The organism is Allobosea sp. Leaf344, assembly GCF_001426225.1.
Lineage (GTDB): Bacteria > Pseudomonadota > Alphaproteobacteria > Rhizobiales > Beijerinckiaceae > Allobosea.
Window position 1 is genome coordinate 644,569 of sequence record NZ_LMRT01000014.1, and the last position, 15,094, is coordinate 659,662.

A 15,094-nucleotide genomic window follows, 5' to 3' on the forward strand; every position below is an offset into this window, starting at 1 on the left:
AACCGGACAGCCATGGCCACGGCCCCCAAATTCTACCTGACCACCGCGATCCATTACACCAATGGGCCGCCGCATATCGGCCACGCCTATGAGATGGTGGCGTCGGACGCGATCGCCCGCTTCAAGCGGCTGGACGGGTACGACGTCTTCGCCATGACCGGCACGGACGAGCATGGCCAGAAGGTGCAGCGCACCGCGGCGCAGGCGGGGCTCGCGCCAAAGGCCTATGTCGACGGCATCGCCGCCCGCTTCCAGGAGATGGAGCAGCGGCTGGGCTGCGCCTTCGACCGCTTCATCCGCACCACCGATGCCGACCATCTGCCCTCGACCCAGGAGCTCTGGCGCCGGATGGAGGCCAATGGCGACATCTACCTCGCCAAATATTCCGGCTGGTATTCCGTCCGCGACGAGGCCTTCTACGGCGAGGAGGAGACCACGCTCCAGCCCGACGGCACGCGCCTCGGCGGCCAAGGCACGCCGGTGGAATGGGTCGAGGAGGAGAGCTATTTCTTCAAGCTGAAATCCTATCAGGACCGCCTGCTCGCGCTGTATGAGGCGGTGCCGGACTTCATCTCCCCGGAGACGCGCCGCAACGAGATCGTCAGCTTCGTCAAGGGCGGGCTCGAGGACCTCTCGATCAGCCGCACCACCTTCGATTGGGGCCTGCCGGTCCCGGGCGACCCGAAGCATGTGATGTATGTCTGGGTCGATGCGCTGAACAATTACGTCACCGGCACCGGCTTTCCCGATCCCGAAGATCCGCGCGCGCATTACTGGCCGGCCGACGTCCACATCATCGGCAAGGACATCGTGCGCTTCCATACCGTGTACTGGCCGGCTTTCCTGATGTCGGCCGGGCTGCCTCTGCCCAAACGCGTCTTCGGCCATGGCTTCCTGCTCAACAAGGGCGCCAAGATGTCGAAATCGGTCGGCAACGTGGTCGACCCCTTCGCGCTTGCCGAGGCCTATGGCGTCGACCAGCTGCGCTATTTCTTCCTGCGCGAGGTCTCCTTCGGCCAGGACGGCAATTACAGCCATGAGGCGATCGTCGGGCGCATCAATGCCGATCTCGCCAATGATCTCGGCAACCTCGCGCAGCGCTCGCTGTCGATGATCGCCAAGAATTGCGAGGGCAGGGTGCCGCCCTGCGCCGCGCTGACGCCCGCCGACGACGCGCTGCTGGCTCTCGCCGACGGTGCGCTCGGCAAGGCGCGGGAGGCGATGCGGGATTTCGCCCTGCACACGCTGCTCGCGGAGATCTGGAGCGTGGTGGCGGAGGCCAATCGCTACTTCGCCGCCCATGAGCCCTGGCGGCTGAGCAAGAGCGATCCGGCCCGGCGCGACACGGTGCTCTATGTGACGGCCGAGGTGCTGCGCCAGGTCGCGATCCTGGTGCAGCCGGTGATGCCTGCCTCCATGGCCAAGCTGCTCGATCTGCTCGGCATCGACCCCGGTTCTCGCGATTTCTCGGCTCTGGGCCAGGGCGGCCGCCTGGTTTCCGGCACGGCGCTGCCGACGCCCAGCGGCGTCTTCCCGCGCTATGTCGAGCCCGAGGGCGGCGAGGTCGCGTGATGCTGATCGATACGCATTGTCATCTCGACTTCCCGGATTTCACCGAGGCGCTCGCTGAATTCGTCGCCCGGGCCGAGGCGGCGGGCGTCGGCCGGATGGTGACGATCTCCACCCGCGTCGCGCGCTTTGCCAGCTACACCGCCATTGCCGAGCGGTTTCCCTCGGTCTGGTGCAGCGTCGGCACCCATCCCCATGGCGCGCATGAGGAGCTCGACGTGACGGCCGACCAGCTGGTGGCGCTGTCGCGTCATCCGCGCTGCGTCGCCATCGGCGAGGCCGGGCTCGACTATCACTACGACAAGAGCCCGCGCGCGGCGCAGGCGCAGGGCCTGCGCACCCATATCGCCGCGGCACGGATCACCCAACTGCCCCTCGTGATCCATGCCCGCCAGGCCGATGAGGACATGATCGCGATCCTGCGCGAGGAGATGGGGAAGGGCGCCTTCCCCGCCATCCTTCACTGCTTCACCGCGGGGGAGGCTCTTGCGCTCGCCGGCGTCGAGATGGGGCTCTACGTCTCATTTTCCGGGATCCTGACCTTCAAGACCTCCGAGGAGCTGCGGCGGATCGCCCGGCTGGTGCCGCGCGAGCGACTGCTGGTCGAGACCGACGCGCCCTATCTCGCCCCCGTGCCCTTCCGCGGCAAGCGCAACGAGCCGGCCTATGTCGTCGAGACGGCGAGGGTCCTGGGCGAGACGCTCGGGCTGAGCTTTGACGAGATCGCCCGCATCACCACCGAGAATGCGCGGCGCTGCTACTGGAAGATGGACCGCGCCACGCCGCTCTCGCAGGTCGCATGAGAGATCGCCCTCGATGCGCCTGACGGTCACGATCCTGGGCTGCGGCTCGTCCGGCGGCGTGCCCCGTCCGGGCGCCGGCTGGGGCGCCTGCGATCCCGACAATCCGCGCAACCGTCGCCGGCGCTGCTCGATCCTGGTGGAGGCTGGAAGCGGCGGCGCCAGCACCAGCCTGCTGGTGGACACCTCGCCGGATCTTCGCGAGCAGCTGCTCGATGCGGATGTGCGCCGGCTCGATGCCGTGCTCTACACCCATGACCATGCCGACCATACCCATGGCATCGACGACCTCCGGGCGCTGGTGCTGCATATGCGCCGCAAGCTGCCGGTCCATGCCGACAGCCGGACCATGGACTCGCTGCGCAGCCGCTTCGGCTATGTCTTCGAGACGCCGCCCGGCAGCACCTATCCGCCGATCCTCGACCTCCATCACCTGCGCGTCGGCGACAGGCTGACGATCGAAGGCGAGGGGCCTCCGATCGAGGCGCTGCCCTTCACGGTGGAGCATGGGCCGGGCTACGATGCGCTGGGCTTCCGCTTCGGCGCCTTCGCCTATCTGCCGGATGTCAGCCTCCTGCCCGCCACCGCGCGCGAGGTGCTCACCGGGCTCGACCTGCTGATCCTGGACTGCCTGCGCGACACGCCGCACCCGACGCATTTCCACGTCGCGGAATCGCTGGCGACGATCGAGGAGCTGGCCCCGCGCCGGGCCATCCTCACCAATCTGCACTCCGATCTCGACTATGACGCGCTCAGCTCGCGCGTCCCCCGGGGCGTCGAAGTCGCCTATGACGGGATGATCGTCCAAATCTGAGGCCGGGGCGGGCGCTCAATCGGCGTTCTGCCTGTGCCAGCTCTCGATCTGGCCGAGGACCGTCTCGAGATTGGAGACATCGACATAGCGCCGGCCGAGATCGCGCAGATTGTCCCGGTGCGGCTGCTCCTCGATGTCCCCGACGCAATCCTCCGGAACGATCGTCCGGTAGCGATAGCTGAAACTGTCGATCGAGCTGGCGCGGATGCAGCCGCTGGTGTTGCAGCCCGTGATGATCACCGTATCGACCCGCTCCTTGGTGAAATAGTCGCTCACCCCGGTGTTGAAGAAGATCGACGGGCCCTTCTTGCAAACGACGAGATCGTAATCGGCGTCGTAGATCCGCGGGTCGAGCGCGATGCTGGGATGCCCTTCCAGAAAGGTCTCGCGCACGGCGGTGATCTTCCAATAGGGCATTTCCCGCTCGTTCTTATAGGCGGTGTAGCAGCTGGCGACCGGGATGTCGTAGCGGCGCGCCACATCGAGCAGCTTCGCGGTGTTTTCGACCGCGCGCATCACCAAAGGCGCACCGCCGAGCGGATATTGGGGGTCGGTGAAGCCGGTCTGGAAATCCACGACGACGATGCCCGGCTTCTTGCCGAAGCCGACCGGAATCTCACCATAGCTGCGATTGGCGTAATCATCCGACATGGGCTGCTCCTGACGATGCTAGGGCTTCAGGATGCGCCAGATATAAAATCATGCAAGCTTGTTTTTTTAGCTCGCACTTTTTACTCTGGGCCGAACCAGCGGAGGATCGAGCATGGAAGAGCCAGGCCTGCGGCGCAAGCAGCTGCGCAGCGTCGCGACGCGCGACAGGCTGATCCGCTCGGCGCTCGACGAGATTTTCGAGGTCGGCTACCACGCCGCGACGACCCAGGGCATCGCGCTGCGGGCCAGTGTCTCGCGCGGCGCCTTGCTGCATCATTTCCCGAACCGGGCCGACATCGTCATCGCCGCGATGGAGGCGCTGCTCGATGACGGCACCCGCCAGATCAAGGCCGTCACAAACGAGCTGCAGAGCGGCAGCGCCTCGCTGGCGGATTTCGTCGAGTTTCTCTGGCGGCTGTTCTCGGGACGGTTCTTCTATCTGTCGCTGGAGATGATCACCGAATCCCGCAACGATCCCGAGCTGCGCCTGCGCATGATCCCGGTGGTGCGCCGCTTCCACGAAGCGCTGGACGAGATCTGGACGCAGTTCTGTGCCGGCTCGGAGCGGACGCCGCAGCAGGCGCGGCTGATCCTCAATCTCACGGTCTGCCTGATGCGCGGCATGGGCGTCCAGACCGTGCTGCGGCCCGAACCCGGCTACTACCGGGAAATGGTCGACGCCTGGAAGGCCTTGCTGCCGCATCTGATCGACGGCGCGCCGGGCGACATCCTTTTCACCGGCGAGACTTCACCGCAGACGTGAGCGTCCGTACGCAAGTCACTCGCTGATCGAGGGTTTTCGGCCTGTGCCGCCGGGCTCGGGGATGGCACCTGCAGCAAACCTGGGATAGGCTTCAGTTCCATAATATGTCTTATGCGAATCACTCTTGCCATTGTTCAGGAGCCTGCGCCTGCTTCCCGCGGTATCTGTCTCGTCGCCGTCCCGCCGGCCGACACAGCCTTGCGCCGCTGCTCAAATGATCTATCTTGCCGCTCAAAGGAGCGACGCCATGACTAGTACCGCCACTCCGCGCAAGAAGCTGCACGAGAGCAAGGCCGAAGCCTTCCCCTTCATCGACCTGTACCGCGCTTCCCCGCTAGCGCGCATCGGCGTGATCAAGGCGGGCATTCCGGCCCGGGACGTCAAGGAACTGTCCGCGGCCCTGCATTTCGACCAGCAGGTGATGTTCGACGCCCTCAACCTGAAGACCGCCACCGTGAACAGGAAGGCCGCCCGCGACGAAATGCTGTCGATCGAGGATGGGGAGCGCGTCGTCGGCCTCGCCAAGCTCGTGGGACAGCTCGAGGCCATGCTCGAAGATGCCGGACAATCCGAGGGTTTCGACGCCCCCTCCTGGATGTCGCGCTGGTTGCGAGAGCCCCTTCCGGCACTCGGCGGGGGCAAGCCGATCGACCTCCTGGACACGATGGAAGGGCAAGCTCTGGTCTCGCGCGCCCTCTCGCAAATCCAGAGCGGGGCCTATGCGTGAGTCGTTTGCTCTGGCGGATCGCGACCGACACCAGGACCTATACCGCCGACGACATGTCGGGAACCGGAGCCAAGATCTCCGGCGGCCGGTGGAACGATCTCGGTGAAAACCTGGTCTATGCGTCGGAAAGCCGGGCATTGGCCTGCCTCGAGACGATCGTCCATCTGAACGCCGGAGGGCTGCCGTTCAATCGCTATCTCGTCGAGATCGAGGTCCCCGACGAGGTCTGGCAGGCCGCGCAGATTGCCGATGCATCGGCATTGCCTGTGGGCTGGGACGCGGAACCGGCGGGGTTGGAGAGCATCCGCTACGGCTCCGCCTGGATTGCCGGCGCGGGCTCGGCATTGCTGCTGGTGCCCTCGGTCATCGTGCCGGAGGAGCGCAACGCATTGATCAATCCCCTCCACCCCGATGCGTCGCGCATCAAGGCGCGCAAGCGTCGCAGATGGCTCTATGACCCGCGGCTCGATCGGAGATCGACGCCCTAGGACGGCCGGACGCTTCGGCAATTCCGTCAAAGACTTGTCGCGGGCGGCCAGCCCTCAGCCCGAGGCACGCCGATACGCGTAGTAGCGGCCGGCCGGCACCCCTTCCGGCAAGGGCGTGGCGATCAGCAGCGGGTGTTCCAGCGCCGAACCGCTGACGATCAGCGCATCATCGGCCGCCAGCGCCGCGACATGGCCCGGCAGCCAGGCCAGCGCCACCGCGTCCCGCTCCGGCTGGCCCGTGGTCGCGTCGACATGCAGCAGCACCGCGCTGCGGCCATGGCGCGCCGCGAACGCCGGCAGCGTCTGCTCCATATCGCCCAGAACCAGCAGCGGCGCCTCCGGCATCGAGCGCGGATTGGCCTTGGCCTGCCTGTCGAAGGCATGGATCGCCCGTCCCGGCAGGATGTCGCGGAGATGGTCATAGGTCCGGCCATTGCCCAGGCCGAGTTCCAGCACCGGCCCCTCGCGCCCGGCGATGGCGGCGGCGGCCCAGTTCAGCACGGTGCGCTGGGCTTCGAGACGGCGGATGAAACTGTCGAGGCGGCTCATGCCTGCTGATCCATGCTGGCGAGCCCGCTGTCAATGCGCAGCTTCGGCAGGCGGGCCGGGACAGCGGCCGCGAGGACGCCACGTCCGGCGATCTCGGCACGCGCGAGCGAGTGACGCGGCGCTTGCGCTCTCTTGCCAAAGCCTGCGCCCGCTGTCCTAATCAGCGGCGAAGGCAGATTGAATCTGCGGCTTCATCTTCAAGGCGGCCATCAAGAGCCTGTTATCATTCACTTTGGGAGGAATTGCATGTCGAGCCTGTCACGTCGTTCATGGCTGCTGGTTGCCGCCGCAAGCGCTGCCGTTCTGGGAGCCGCCCCGGCCTTGGCGCAAACCTGGCCGGCGCGCAACATCACCTGGATCGTGCCCTTCCCGGCCGGCGGCGGCACCGATGCCTTCGCGCGGCCGCTGGCGGCGCAGCTGGAGCAGCAGCTCGGCCAGCGCATCATCCTGGAGAACCGCGCCGGAGCCGGCGGCACGGTCGGTGCCGCCGCCGCCGCCAAGGCCGCGCCCGACGGCTATACCTTCTTCGTCGGAGCCGCCCACCACACCATCGCGCCGGCGCTCTACCCCCGGCTCGACTATAATATCGAGAAGGACTTCATCCCCGTCGCAGTCATCGCGCAGCCGCCCCAGGTGATCGTCGCCCATCCCGAGAAGGTGCAGGCGAAGACGCTGAAGGAGCTGATCGATTTCGCCACCAAGAACCCGGACAAGCTGAACTACGCCTCCGCCGGCAACGGCACCACCCATCATCTGGCTGGCGAATTGTTCAAGCTGTCGAGCAAATCCAGCCTGACCCATGTGCCCTATCGCGGCGCCGGCCCGGCCATGCAGGATCTCCTGGCCGGCCAGGTCGACCTGATGTTCGACGGGCTCGGCACCTCGGCGCCGCAGATCCAGGGCGGCCGCCTGCGCGGCCTCGCGGTGGCGGCGGCGGAGCGGTCGCCGGCCATCCCGGACGTGCCGACGGCGAAGGAGGCCGGGCTCGAAGGCTATGAGGTCTCGACCTGGTACGCGCTCTGGGCGCCGAAAGGCACCCCCGCCGAGGTGGTGACCAAGATGCGGGCGGAGGTCGCCAAGGCGCTGCAGTCGCCGATGATCGACGCTGCCTGGCAGAAGAGCGGCTCGCCGATCCCGACGCTCTCCGGCGATGAATTCGGCAAATTCGTCAGCTCCGAGGTCGCGCGCTGGGGCAAGGTCGTCAGCGAGGCCAAGGTCAAGCTCGACTGAGCCTGCCTCACCCCGAGAGGTGATCGTCCCCCTCGCCCGTGCCGTCGATGACGGCGCGGGCGATCTGCATGGAGAAGCCGGCGCGGGCCATGGCGGCGAGGTGCTTCTGGCGGTTCGCCGTCCTGTCCTTGCCGCTCCAGGGGCCGAGCCGCTTGCGCTGGGCGGCCCTGCGCGCTGCCGCCAGCTCCTCCTCCGGCGTCGCGGCGCTATGGGCCTCGACGAGTTCGCGTGAGACCCCCTTGGCGCCGAGCTTGGCCGCCACCGCCCGCGAGGATTGCCCGCGCCGGCGCAGGCTTGCAGCCCTTGCTTCGGCGAAGCGCCGATCGTCGACCAGGCCGGACGAGACGCAGCGCGCGACCACCTCGTCGAGCAGCGCGTCGAATTCGCCGGGCTCGCCGCCGTGATGGCGGCAGCTCGCCACCACCTTGCGCCGCAGCACGCTGCGCAGCTGGGCGGCGGGCGCGGCATAGCGTTCGAGATAATGCAGCGCCGCCCTCTGCAGGTAATCGGCGGTGATCCGCCGCGGCGCCTTGCGCTGGCGCGGCCCCTGTGGCGCCTCCCCGCCCTCCACCGTCAATCCTCGGCCGGCCGCGTGCCGCGCAGACCCTTGTCGCGGCTGCGCTTCGCCTTGGATTCCAGCCGCCGCTGCTGCGAGCCATAGGTCGGCTTCGTCGGCCGGCGCGGCTTCGGCCGCTCCGCCGCCTCGCGCAGGATGCCGAGCAGCCGTTCCAGCGCATCGGCGCGGTTGCGCTCCTGGTCCCGGAAGCGCTGCGCGACGATGACGATCACCCCGTCCTTGGTGAGTTTTTGCCCAGCGACCCGCGGCAGTTTCTCGCGGAGATGGTCCGGCAGTGCGGCGGCGGCGGCGTTGAAGCGCAGCTGCACCGCGGACGAGACCTTGTTGACGTTCTGGCCGCCCGGACCGGAGGCACGCACGAAGACCTCCTCGATCAGGCCCTCGTCGATGGCGATGGACGGCGTCACTTGAATCATGGGAGGACGCTAGCTCACTTGCCGGAGAAAAGCAGCGTGCAGCCATCCCGCGACATCCGCCGCCTGCTCGAGATCATGGCCGCCCTGCGCACGCCCGGGACCGGCTGTCCCTGGGATCTGGAGCAGGATTTCGCGTCGATCGCACCCTATACGGTGGAGGAGGCCTATGAGGTGGCCGACGCCATCGCCCGCGGCGACCGGGTCGATCTGCGCGACGAGCTCGGCGATCTGCTGCTGCAGGTGGTGTATCACGCCAGGCTGGCGGAGGAGGAAGGCGCCTTCGCCTTCGCCGACGTCGTCGAGGGCATCACCGCCAAGATGATCCGCCGCCACCCGCATGTCTTCGGCGCGGCGCGGGATCTGACGCCGCTGCAGGTCAAGGCGCTGTGGCACGAGATCAAGGCGCAGGAGAAAGCCGGCAAGGCGCAGGCGCGAGCCCAGGCCGGCCTGCCGCCGAAGGCGGAGGAGACGGGCGTGCTGGCCGGCGTGCCGACCGCCCTGCCCGCCCTCACCCGCGCCTGGAAGCTGCAGGCCAAGGCGGCGACGGTCGGATTCGACTGGCAGGATGCCCGCCTCGTCCTCGACAAGATCAGGGAGGAGACGGCCGAGATCGAGGAGGCGCTGGACTCCAGGGAGATCTCGGCGATCCGCGAGGAAATCGGCGATCTGCTCTTCGTCGTCGCCAATCTCGCCCGCCATGTCGGGGCCGATCCGGAGGGCTGCCTGCAGGCCGCCAACCTGAAATTCGAACGTCGCTTCAAGGGCATCGAGCAGGCGCTGGAGGCCCAGGGGCGGAGTCCGGCGCAGGCCGGGCTGGAGGAGCTGGAGGCGCTCTGGCAGGCGGTCAAGCGCGCGGAGAAGCGCGACCGCGAGACGCCGGCCGCGACCTGAGCGGCGCCCTGCGGGAGGCTTTCGTCACTCCTGCCGGATCGCCTGGGCGAAACGCGCGCCGAACGCCCCTTCCCGCTCCGGCGGCAAGCGCACCAGCAGGTCGAGCGCACCGTCCTCCGCATCCTCGCGCGCCAGGATCTCGCCATTGGCATGCAGCCACGCCAGGGATTGCCCGTCGCCGGGATCGAGCCTGAGCCGGTAGACCGGGCGGCTGCGCGCGATCCGGCTCTCGATCGCATCGGTGAGCCGCGCGATGCCGTCGCCGGTCAGCGCCGAGACGAGCACCGGCCGCGACGCCTCCGGCTTGAGCGCGGCGAGGCCGAGCTGCCGCTCGCGCTCGGGCCCGTCCAGCAGGTCGGATTTGTTCCAGACCTCGATCACCCGTTGCCCGTCATCGGGATCGATGCCGAGGTCGCGCAGGATCGCCTGGACATCGGCGGCCTGGGCCTGCGTATCCTCATGCGAGACATCGCGGACATGCAGCAGCACATCGGCTTCGATCGCGTCTTCCAGCGTGGCGCGGAAGGCCGCGACGAGCTGCGTCGGCAGATCGGAGATGAAGCCGACCGTGTCCGACAGCATGATCCGCGCGCCATGCGGCAGCTTGATCGCGCGCGCCGTCGGGTCGAGCGTGGCGAACAGCATGTCCTGCGCCAGGACCTCGGCCGATGTCAGGCGGTTGAACAGGGTCGATTTGCCGGCATTGGTGTAGCCGACCAGCGCCACCACCGGATAGGGCACGCGCTTGCGGCTGGCGCGATGCAGCGAGCGCGTCCGCTTGACGCTGTCGAGGTCGCGCTCGATCTTCGACATGCGCTCCTGGATGATGCGCCGGTCGGCCTCGATCTGCGTCTCGCCGGGACCGCCGAGAAAGCCGAAGCCGCCGCGCTGGCGCTCCAGATGGGTCCAGGACCGGACCAGCCGGCTCTTCTGGTAGTTGAGATGGGCGAGCTCGACCTGCAGCGCGCCCTCGCGCGTGCGGGCACGGCGGCCGAAGATTTCGAGGATCAGCCCGGTCCGGTCGATGACCTTGCAGCCGAACGCCTTTTCCAGGTTGCGCTGCTGCACCGGCGAGAGCGCGCAATCCATCACGACCAGGCCGATCTCCTCGATCCTGATGCGTTCGGCCAGCTCCTCGACCTTGCCCTTGCCGAGATAGGTCGCGGGGCGCAGCGCCGTGAGCAGGACCTGGATCGGCTCGACCACGGTCAGGTCGATCGCGGCCGCGAGGCCGACCGCCTCGTCCAGCCGCGCGGCGAAGGAGCGCTGATTGGTGTCGGAGGCGGCGGCTGGGCTGCGGCGCTGGACATAGGGGCCGACGACATAGGCGCGCGTATTGGCGGCGATGTCCCGTTCGATCTCGTCCAGCGGCTTGGCCGCCGGCGTCTCGCCCCCCCGGCTCTTGCCGGCCATGCGCGTCAGGCCTTGTCCTGTTCCTCGGGCTCGAAGAGCTGCACCGGATGGCCCGGCATGATCGTCGAGATGGCGTGCTTGTAGACCAGCTGCGAATGCCCGTCGCGGCGCAGCAGCACGCAGAAATTATCGAACCAGGTGACGACGCCCTGCAGCTTGACGCCGTTGACGAGGAAGATCGTCAGCGGGATTTTCTGCTTCCGGACGTGGTTGAGGAAGGTATCCTGTAGGTTTTGAGCCCGCTCTGCGGCCATGATGAACCCCTGTTGTTGGGACCGCTCGTCGCTTGCGAGCCGCGGTCCAATTCGCCCCGTTGACGCTACCGCTTTGCGGCGCGCGGTCGGAGCACCGACACGCCCTATTAGATCGTGGTGTCGCACCACAAAGCAAGGCCGTTCCGGGCCGCAGCGCAGCCCGCAACCCCGCGTATTGTGCAGGTGCACATGCGCGCCAGGCTTGGCGGCTCAGCCGACGCCGAGCGATTTCAGTTTGCGGTGCAGCGCCGAGCGCTCCATGCCGATGAACTCGGCGGTGCGCGAGATGTTGCCCGAGAACCGCGCGATCTGCGCCATCAGATATTCGCGCTCGAAGATCTCGCGGGCATCGCGCAGGGGCAGGCTCATCAGCCGCTCGCCGCCGGAGCCCGACGGGGTGCTCGGCACCATGGCGCCGACCTCGGCCGGCAGCATGTCGATGGTGATCTCCGCATTGGGATCGCCATGGGTGAGGATCATCAGCCTCTCCACATTGTTGCGCAGCTCGCGAACGTTGCCCGGCCATTCATGCGACTGCAGTACCGCCATGGCGTCCGAGCCGATCCGCCGCTTCGGCAGGCCGGTGGCGACCGAGATCTGGTCCATGAAGAAATCGATCAGCTCCGGCACGTCCTCGCGCCGCTCCGACAGCGCCGGCACGCGGATCGGGACGACGCTGAGGCGGTGGTAGAGATCCTCGCGGAAATGGCCGTCGGCGATCAGCCTGGCGAGGTCGCGGCTGCTCGACGAGATGATCCGGACATCGACATGGACGCGCGTGACGCCGCCGACGCGCTGGAAATTCTGGTCGACCAGAACGCGCAGGATGCGGTTCTGCGTCTCGCGCGGCATGTCGCCGATCTCGTCGATGTAGAGCGAGCCGCCATGCGCCTCCTCGAGCGCGCCGACGCGGCGCGAACGCCCCTCCCCGCCCTCGATGCCGAACAGCTCCTCCTCCATCGTCTCGGGCGTGATGGTGGCGGCGTTGATGACGATGAACGGCGCGGAAGAACGGCTCGAGGCCTCGTGCAGCGTGCGCGCCGCCAGCTCCTTGCCGCAGCCGGGCTCGCCCGTGATCAGCACACGGGCATTGGTCGGCGCCACCCGCTCGATGGTCTGGCGCAGCTGGTTGACCGTGGTCGAGCGGCCGACGATCCGGCTGGCCTGGACCGAGCGCGTCTTCAGCTCGCGCACCTCGCGGCGCAGGCGCGAGGCCTCCAGCGCCCGCTCCGCCACGAGGACGAGCCGGTCCGCCTTGAACGGCTTCTCGATGAAGTCATAGGCGCCGCTCTTGATCGCCGAGACCGCGGTCTCGATGTTGCCGTGGCCGGAGATCATCACCACGGCGAGATCGGGATGGCTTTCCTTGATCAGCTCCAGCACCTGCAGCCCGTCGAGCCGGCTGCCCTGCAGCCAGATGTCCAGGAAAACGAGGTTCGGCCGGCGCGCCGCGATGGCGGCGAGCGCCTCGTCGGCGGAGCCCGCCTTGCGCGTGCGGTAGCCTTCGTCCTCGAGCAGGCCTGCGACCAGTTCGCGGATATCGGCCTCGTCGTCCACGACAAGAATATCGGCGCTCATGCGGTAACCCCATCCTGCTTGTTCGTGCTGCCCCGGCCGGCGAGGCGCTCATCGCCCGTGCGGGCGTCTGCGGCGCCGTCCGCGGCGTCTTCGGGTCCATCTTCGGGGAACCAGAGGCGGACCCGGGCACCGCGGCCGCCCTTGTCGGCATCGGGCCTGTCGAGCAGGTCGATGCCGCCCCCATGATCCTCGAGAATCTTGCCGACGATGGCGAGACCGAGCCCGGTGCCGCCTTCCCGCGTCGTCATATAGGGCTCCAGCAGCTTCTGCCGTTGGTCGGCCGGCAGGCCTTTGCCATTGTCGATCACGTCGATGACGATCCGGCCATTGGCGCGGCGCTCGAACACCACGTCGATGCGGCCCTCGCCGCGCTCCTCCATGGGGATCGCCGCGATCGCCTCGGTCGCGTTCTTGATGACGTTGGTCAGCGCCTGCGACATCAGGCGCCGGTCGAACTGCGCCCGCACCGGCTCCGCCGGCAGGTTCTCGGTGATCGTCAGCTCGGGATTGCCGACCCGCATCAGGAAGATGATCTGGCGCACCGTCTCGACGATGTCGTCGCGCTCCAGCGAGGGCTTGGGCATCCGCGCGAAGGAGGAGAACTCGTCGACCATCCGCCGGATATCCTCGACCTGGCGGACGATGGTCGCGGTACACTGGTCGAAGATCTCCTTGTCGTCGACGATGACGCGGCCGAATTTGCGGCGGATGCGCTCGGCCGAGAGCTGGATCGGCGTCAGCGGATTCTTGATCTCATGCGCGATGCGCCGCGCGACATCGGCCCAGGCCGCGGTGCGCTGCGCCGAGACGAGATCGGTGATGTCGTCGAGCGTTACGACCAGCCCGCCGCCGGAGCCCTCGCCCTCGCGCACCGCCCGGACATTGACCATGCGGTCCTGCCCGTCGCGGGTGATGGCGATCTGGCCCGCGCTCTGGCGCTGGCGCCCATGCAGCGCCTCCGCCACGAAGACCGCGATCTCCGGCGCGACCTCGCCGATCGGCTCGCCCAAGATGCGGCCGCCCGCCCCCAGCAGCAGCTCGGCCGAGCGGTTGATGATGGTGATATGCCCGTCGCCATCCAGGCTGAGGACGCCCGACGACACGCCCGAGAGCACCGTCTCGGTGAAGCGACGCCGCCGGTCGATCACCTCGCTCGCCGTCACCAGCCCGTCGCGCTGGCGGCGCAGCTCCGCGGTCATCTTGTTGAAGGTCTCGCCGAGATGGGCGAGGTCGCCCTCCGCCCGCCGGATCGGCACCTGGACGTAGAAATTGCCGCTGGAGACCTGGTCGGTCGCGTGGATCATCCGGCGGATCGGCGCCACCAGCCCGTTCGCGAAGCTCAGGCCGAGCCAGACGGCCGACAGCAGCAGGATCACCGCGATCAGCGCATACATCGAGGCGAAGGCGATCTGCACGCCCTTGCGGCGGGCGTCGATGGCGAGATATTCGACCGCCGCGCCGCGCGCCACCGCGGGGAAGTCGACCGCCAGCGGGTCGACCTCGCGGGCGATGTGGAGATAGCCGTTCTCATAGGCCGGCAGTTTCACCAGCGCCCCGAAGATCCGGCCGGATTCCGGCACGATGCAGATCGGCTCCGGCGCCGATTGCGCGTCGCTGAAGGCGGCTTCGTCGGGTTTGGGCGCATCCCGCAGCACGTCGATATTGGCGCGCACGATCACCGTGTCCGGCGGGCTCATGATCGCCGCGACCGGTACGCCGAGCGCCGTGGCGCGCACGGTCATGAAATTCTCGAACCATTTCCGGTCGACGTCGAAGGCCGGCTTGGCGCGCGTCAGATCATCGGCCAGCAGCCGGATCTCGCGGCCGAGCGATTTGCACTGGCCGGCGGCATAGGCATCGGCGACCTCGACCGATTTGAAGATCGCATCGCGCATCCGGTCGGAGAACCAGGGCTCCAGCCCGCGCTCGATCGTCACCGTGGCGATGACGGCGACGAGGATCGCCGGCAGCGTCGCGATGATGCTGAACAGCCCGACGATGCGCACATGCAGCCCCGCCGCGGCCGCCCCCGCCCGGCGCGCCCGGATCAGCACGGCGGTCTCCAGCGCGACGATGATCAGCAGCAGGAGAATCAGCAGCGCGTTGAGGATGAAGACGCCGACGACGACCTCATGCACCGGCGCGATCGGCGTGACGCCCGACAGCACCAGGAAGGTGACCAGCGCCGAAACCAGCGCGAAGGTGACGACCGTGGCGCCGACCCAGCCGGAAACGCGCCGCGGCGTCTCGTCGCCGCGCGGCATGATCCGGCCATCGGTGGCATTGCTCGTCACGGTCCAGAACCACTCCTCGGGCAACTCCGGGACTCGGAGCCGCTGCGCGCGCCACTGATGCGCCGCCGCAACGGTGTTGT

Annotated in this window: 16 protein-coding genes; 8 read left to right on the top strand and 8 right to left on the bottom strand. The window is 68.0% G+C overall.

Translation table 11 applies throughout. The features are described from left to right. Positions 1-12 precede the first annotated feature (12 nt). The 3 genes from metG to ASG72_RS14940 are packed head-to-tail and all read left to right on the top strand — an operon-like array spanning position 13 to position 3,183. Positions 13-1,572, top strand: a complete 1,560-nt coding sequence (gene metG, locus ASG72_RS14930) for a methionine--tRNA ligase (RefSeq protein ID WP_056713528.1) — start codon at positions 13-15, stop codon at positions 1,570-1,572. Continuing rightward, entirely contained in the window at positions 1,572-2,372 is an 801-nt protein-coding gene (locus ASG72_RS14935) for a TatD family hydrolase (protein WP_056713530.1), read from the top strand. Before metG ends, ASG72_RS14935 begins: the two co-directional genes overlap by 1 nt. A gap of 13 nt (positions 2,373-2,385) precedes the next feature. Further along, positions 2,386-3,183, top strand: a complete 798-nt coding sequence (locus ASG72_RS14940; RefSeq protein WP_056713532.1) for an MBL fold metallo-hydrolase — start codon at positions 2,386-2,388, stop codon at positions 3,181-3,183. A gap of 15 nt (positions 3,184-3,198) precedes the next feature. Here ASG72_RS14940 and ASG72_RS14945 read toward each other — a convergent pair whose 3' ends face one another. After that, complete coding sequence (locus ASG72_RS14945; RefSeq protein ID WP_056713534.1) at positions 3,199-3,834, bottom strand: isochorismatase family protein; 636 nt, start codon at positions 3,832-3,834, stop codon at positions 3,199-3,201. 112 nt (positions 3,835-3,946) lie between these two features. Between ASG72_RS14945 and ASG72_RS14950 the strand changes: the two genes are divergently transcribed. The 3 genes from ASG72_RS14950 to ASG72_RS14960 all read left to right on the top strand — a co-directional run bounded on the left by ASG72_RS14950 (position 3,947) and on the right by ASG72_RS14960 (position 5,812). After that, positions 3,947-4,597, top strand: coding sequence for a TetR/AcrR family transcriptional regulator (locus tag ASG72_RS14950; RefSeq protein WP_056713536.1), 651 nt, complete (start codon positions 3,947-3,949; stop codon positions 4,595-4,597). Positions 4,598-4,844: 247 nt separating this feature from the next. After that, a complete protein-coding gene (locus tag ASG72_RS14955) occupies positions 4,845-5,324 on the top strand; it encodes an antitoxin Xre/MbcA/ParS toxin-binding domain-containing protein (RefSeq protein WP_056713537.1) in 480 nt (159 codons plus the stop codon). Then, on the top strand, positions 5,321-5,812 hold the full coding sequence (locus tag ASG72_RS14960; protein WP_082540368.1) for an RES family NAD+ phosphorylase: 492 nt from the start codon (positions 5,321-5,323) through the stop codon (positions 5,810-5,812). The genes ASG72_RS14955 and ASG72_RS14960 overlap by 4 nt, the downstream gene beginning before the upstream one ends. Before the next feature lie 54 nt (positions 5,813-5,866). Here the strand turns inward: ASG72_RS14960 and ASG72_RS14965 are convergent, their stop codons facing one another. After that, complete coding sequence (locus tag ASG72_RS14965; RefSeq protein WP_056713540.1) at positions 5,867-6,361, bottom strand: class I SAM-dependent methyltransferase; 495 nt, start codon at positions 6,359-6,361, stop codon at positions 5,867-5,869. A 321-nt stretch (positions 6,362-6,682) separates the two neighbouring features. Between ASG72_RS14965 and ASG72_RS14970 the strand changes: the two genes are divergently transcribed. Next, complete coding sequence (locus tag ASG72_RS14970) at positions 6,683-7,591, top strand: tripartite tricarboxylate transporter substrate binding protein (protein ID WP_244488816.1); 909 nt, start codon at positions 6,683-6,685, stop codon at positions 7,589-7,591. Positions 7,592-7,598: 7 nt separating this feature from the next. Here ASG72_RS14970 and ASG72_RS14975 read toward each other — a convergent pair whose 3' ends face one another. Together ASG72_RS14975 and arfB are read right to left on the bottom strand one after the other, a co-directional pair. Then, positions 7,599-8,162, bottom strand: coding sequence for a regulatory protein RecX (locus tag ASG72_RS14975; RefSeq protein ID WP_056713542.1), 564 nt, complete (start codon positions 8,160-8,162; stop codon positions 7,599-7,601). Between the two features lie 2 nt (positions 8,163-8,164). Further along, entirely contained in the window at positions 8,165-8,584 is a 420-nt protein-coding gene (gene arfB / locus ASG72_RS14980) for an alternative ribosome rescue aminoacyl-tRNA hydrolase ArfB (protein ID WP_056713545.1), read from the bottom strand. Between the two features lie 36 nt (positions 8,585-8,620). Here arfB and mazG point away from each other — a divergent pair, with 36 nt between their 5' ends. Continuing rightward, on the top strand, positions 8,621-9,475 hold the full coding sequence (gene mazG / locus ASG72_RS14985; RefSeq protein WP_056714793.1) for a nucleoside triphosphate pyrophosphohydrolase: 855 nt from the start codon (positions 8,621-8,623) through the stop codon (positions 9,473-9,475). A 24-nt stretch (positions 9,476-9,499) separates the two neighbouring features. Here the strand turns inward: mazG and hflX are convergent, their stop codons facing one another. The 4 genes from hflX to ASG72_RS15005 form a co-directional block, all read right to left on the bottom strand. Continuing rightward, positions 9,500-10,888 (bottom strand): GTPase HflX, encoded by a 1,389-nt coding sequence (gene hflX, locus ASG72_RS14990; protein ID WP_056713548.1) that lies wholly within the window; start codon positions 10,886-10,888, stop codon positions 9,500-9,502. Positions 10,889-10,893: 5 nt separating this feature from the next. Then, positions 10,894-11,142 (bottom strand): RNA chaperone Hfq, encoded by a 249-nt coding sequence (gene hfq / locus ASG72_RS14995; protein ID WP_056713550.1) that lies wholly within the window; start codon positions 11,140-11,142, stop codon positions 10,894-10,896. Between the two features lie 210 nt (positions 11,143-11,352). Beyond that, positions 11,353-12,720 (bottom strand): sigma-54 dependent transcriptional regulator, encoded by a 1,368-nt coding sequence (locus ASG72_RS15000; RefSeq protein ID WP_056713552.1) that lies wholly within the window; start codon positions 12,718-12,720, stop codon positions 11,353-11,355. Beyond that, entirely contained in the window at positions 12,717-15,014 is a 2,298-nt protein-coding gene (locus ASG72_RS15005; protein ID WP_244488817.1) for a PAS domain-containing sensor histidine kinase, read from the bottom strand. Before ASG72_RS15005 ends, ASG72_RS15000 begins: the two co-directional genes overlap by 4 nt. Between the last annotated feature and the right edge of the window lie 80 nt (positions 15,015-15,094).

What these genes read in the sequence shown, in the direction of transcription:
- ASG72_RS14965 (WP_056713540.1), bottom strand. Translation starts at nt 6,361, where the DNA reads ATGAGCCGCCTCGACAGTTTCATCCGCCGTCTCGAAGCCCAGCGCACC.
- hflX (WP_056713548.1), bottom strand. Translation starts at nt 10,888, where the DNA reads ATGGCCGGCAAGAGCCGGGGGGGCGAGACGCCGGCGGCCAAGCCGCTG.
- metG (WP_056713528.1), top strand. Translation starts at nt 13, where the DNA reads ATGGCCACGGCCCCCAAATTCTACCTGACCACCGCGATCCATTACACC.
- ASG72_RS14955 (WP_056713537.1), top strand. Translation starts at nt 4,845, where the DNA reads ATGACTAGTACCGCCACTCCGCGCAAGAAGCTGCACGAGAGCAAGGCC.
- ASG72_RS14940 (WP_056713532.1), top strand. Translation starts at nt 2,386, where the DNA reads ATGCGCCTGACGGTCACGATCCTGGGCTGCGGCTCGTCCGGCGGCGTG.
- ASG72_RS14950 (WP_056713536.1), top strand. Translation starts at nt 3,947, where the DNA reads ATGGAAGAGCCAGGCCTGCGGCGCAAGCAGCTGCGCAGCGTCGCGACG.
- hfq (WP_056713550.1), bottom strand. Translation starts at nt 11,142, where the DNA reads ATGGCCGCAGAGCGGGCTCAAAACCTACAGGATACCTTCCTCAACCAC.
- ASG72_RS14945 (WP_056713534.1), bottom strand. Translation starts at nt 3,834, where the DNA reads ATGTCGGATGATTACGCCAATCGCAGCTATGGTGAGATTCCGGTCGGC.
- arfB (WP_056713545.1), bottom strand. Translation starts at nt 8,584, where the DNA reads ATGATTCAAGTGACGCCGTCCATCGCCATCGACGAGGGCCTGATCGAG.
- ASG72_RS15000 (WP_056713552.1), bottom strand. Translation starts at nt 12,720, where the DNA reads ATGAGCGCCGATATTCTTGTCGTGGACGACGAGGCCGATATCCGCGAA.
- ASG72_RS14935 (WP_056713530.1), top strand. Translation starts at nt 1,572, where the DNA reads ATGCTGATCGATACGCATTGTCATCTCGACTTCCCGGATTTCACCGAG.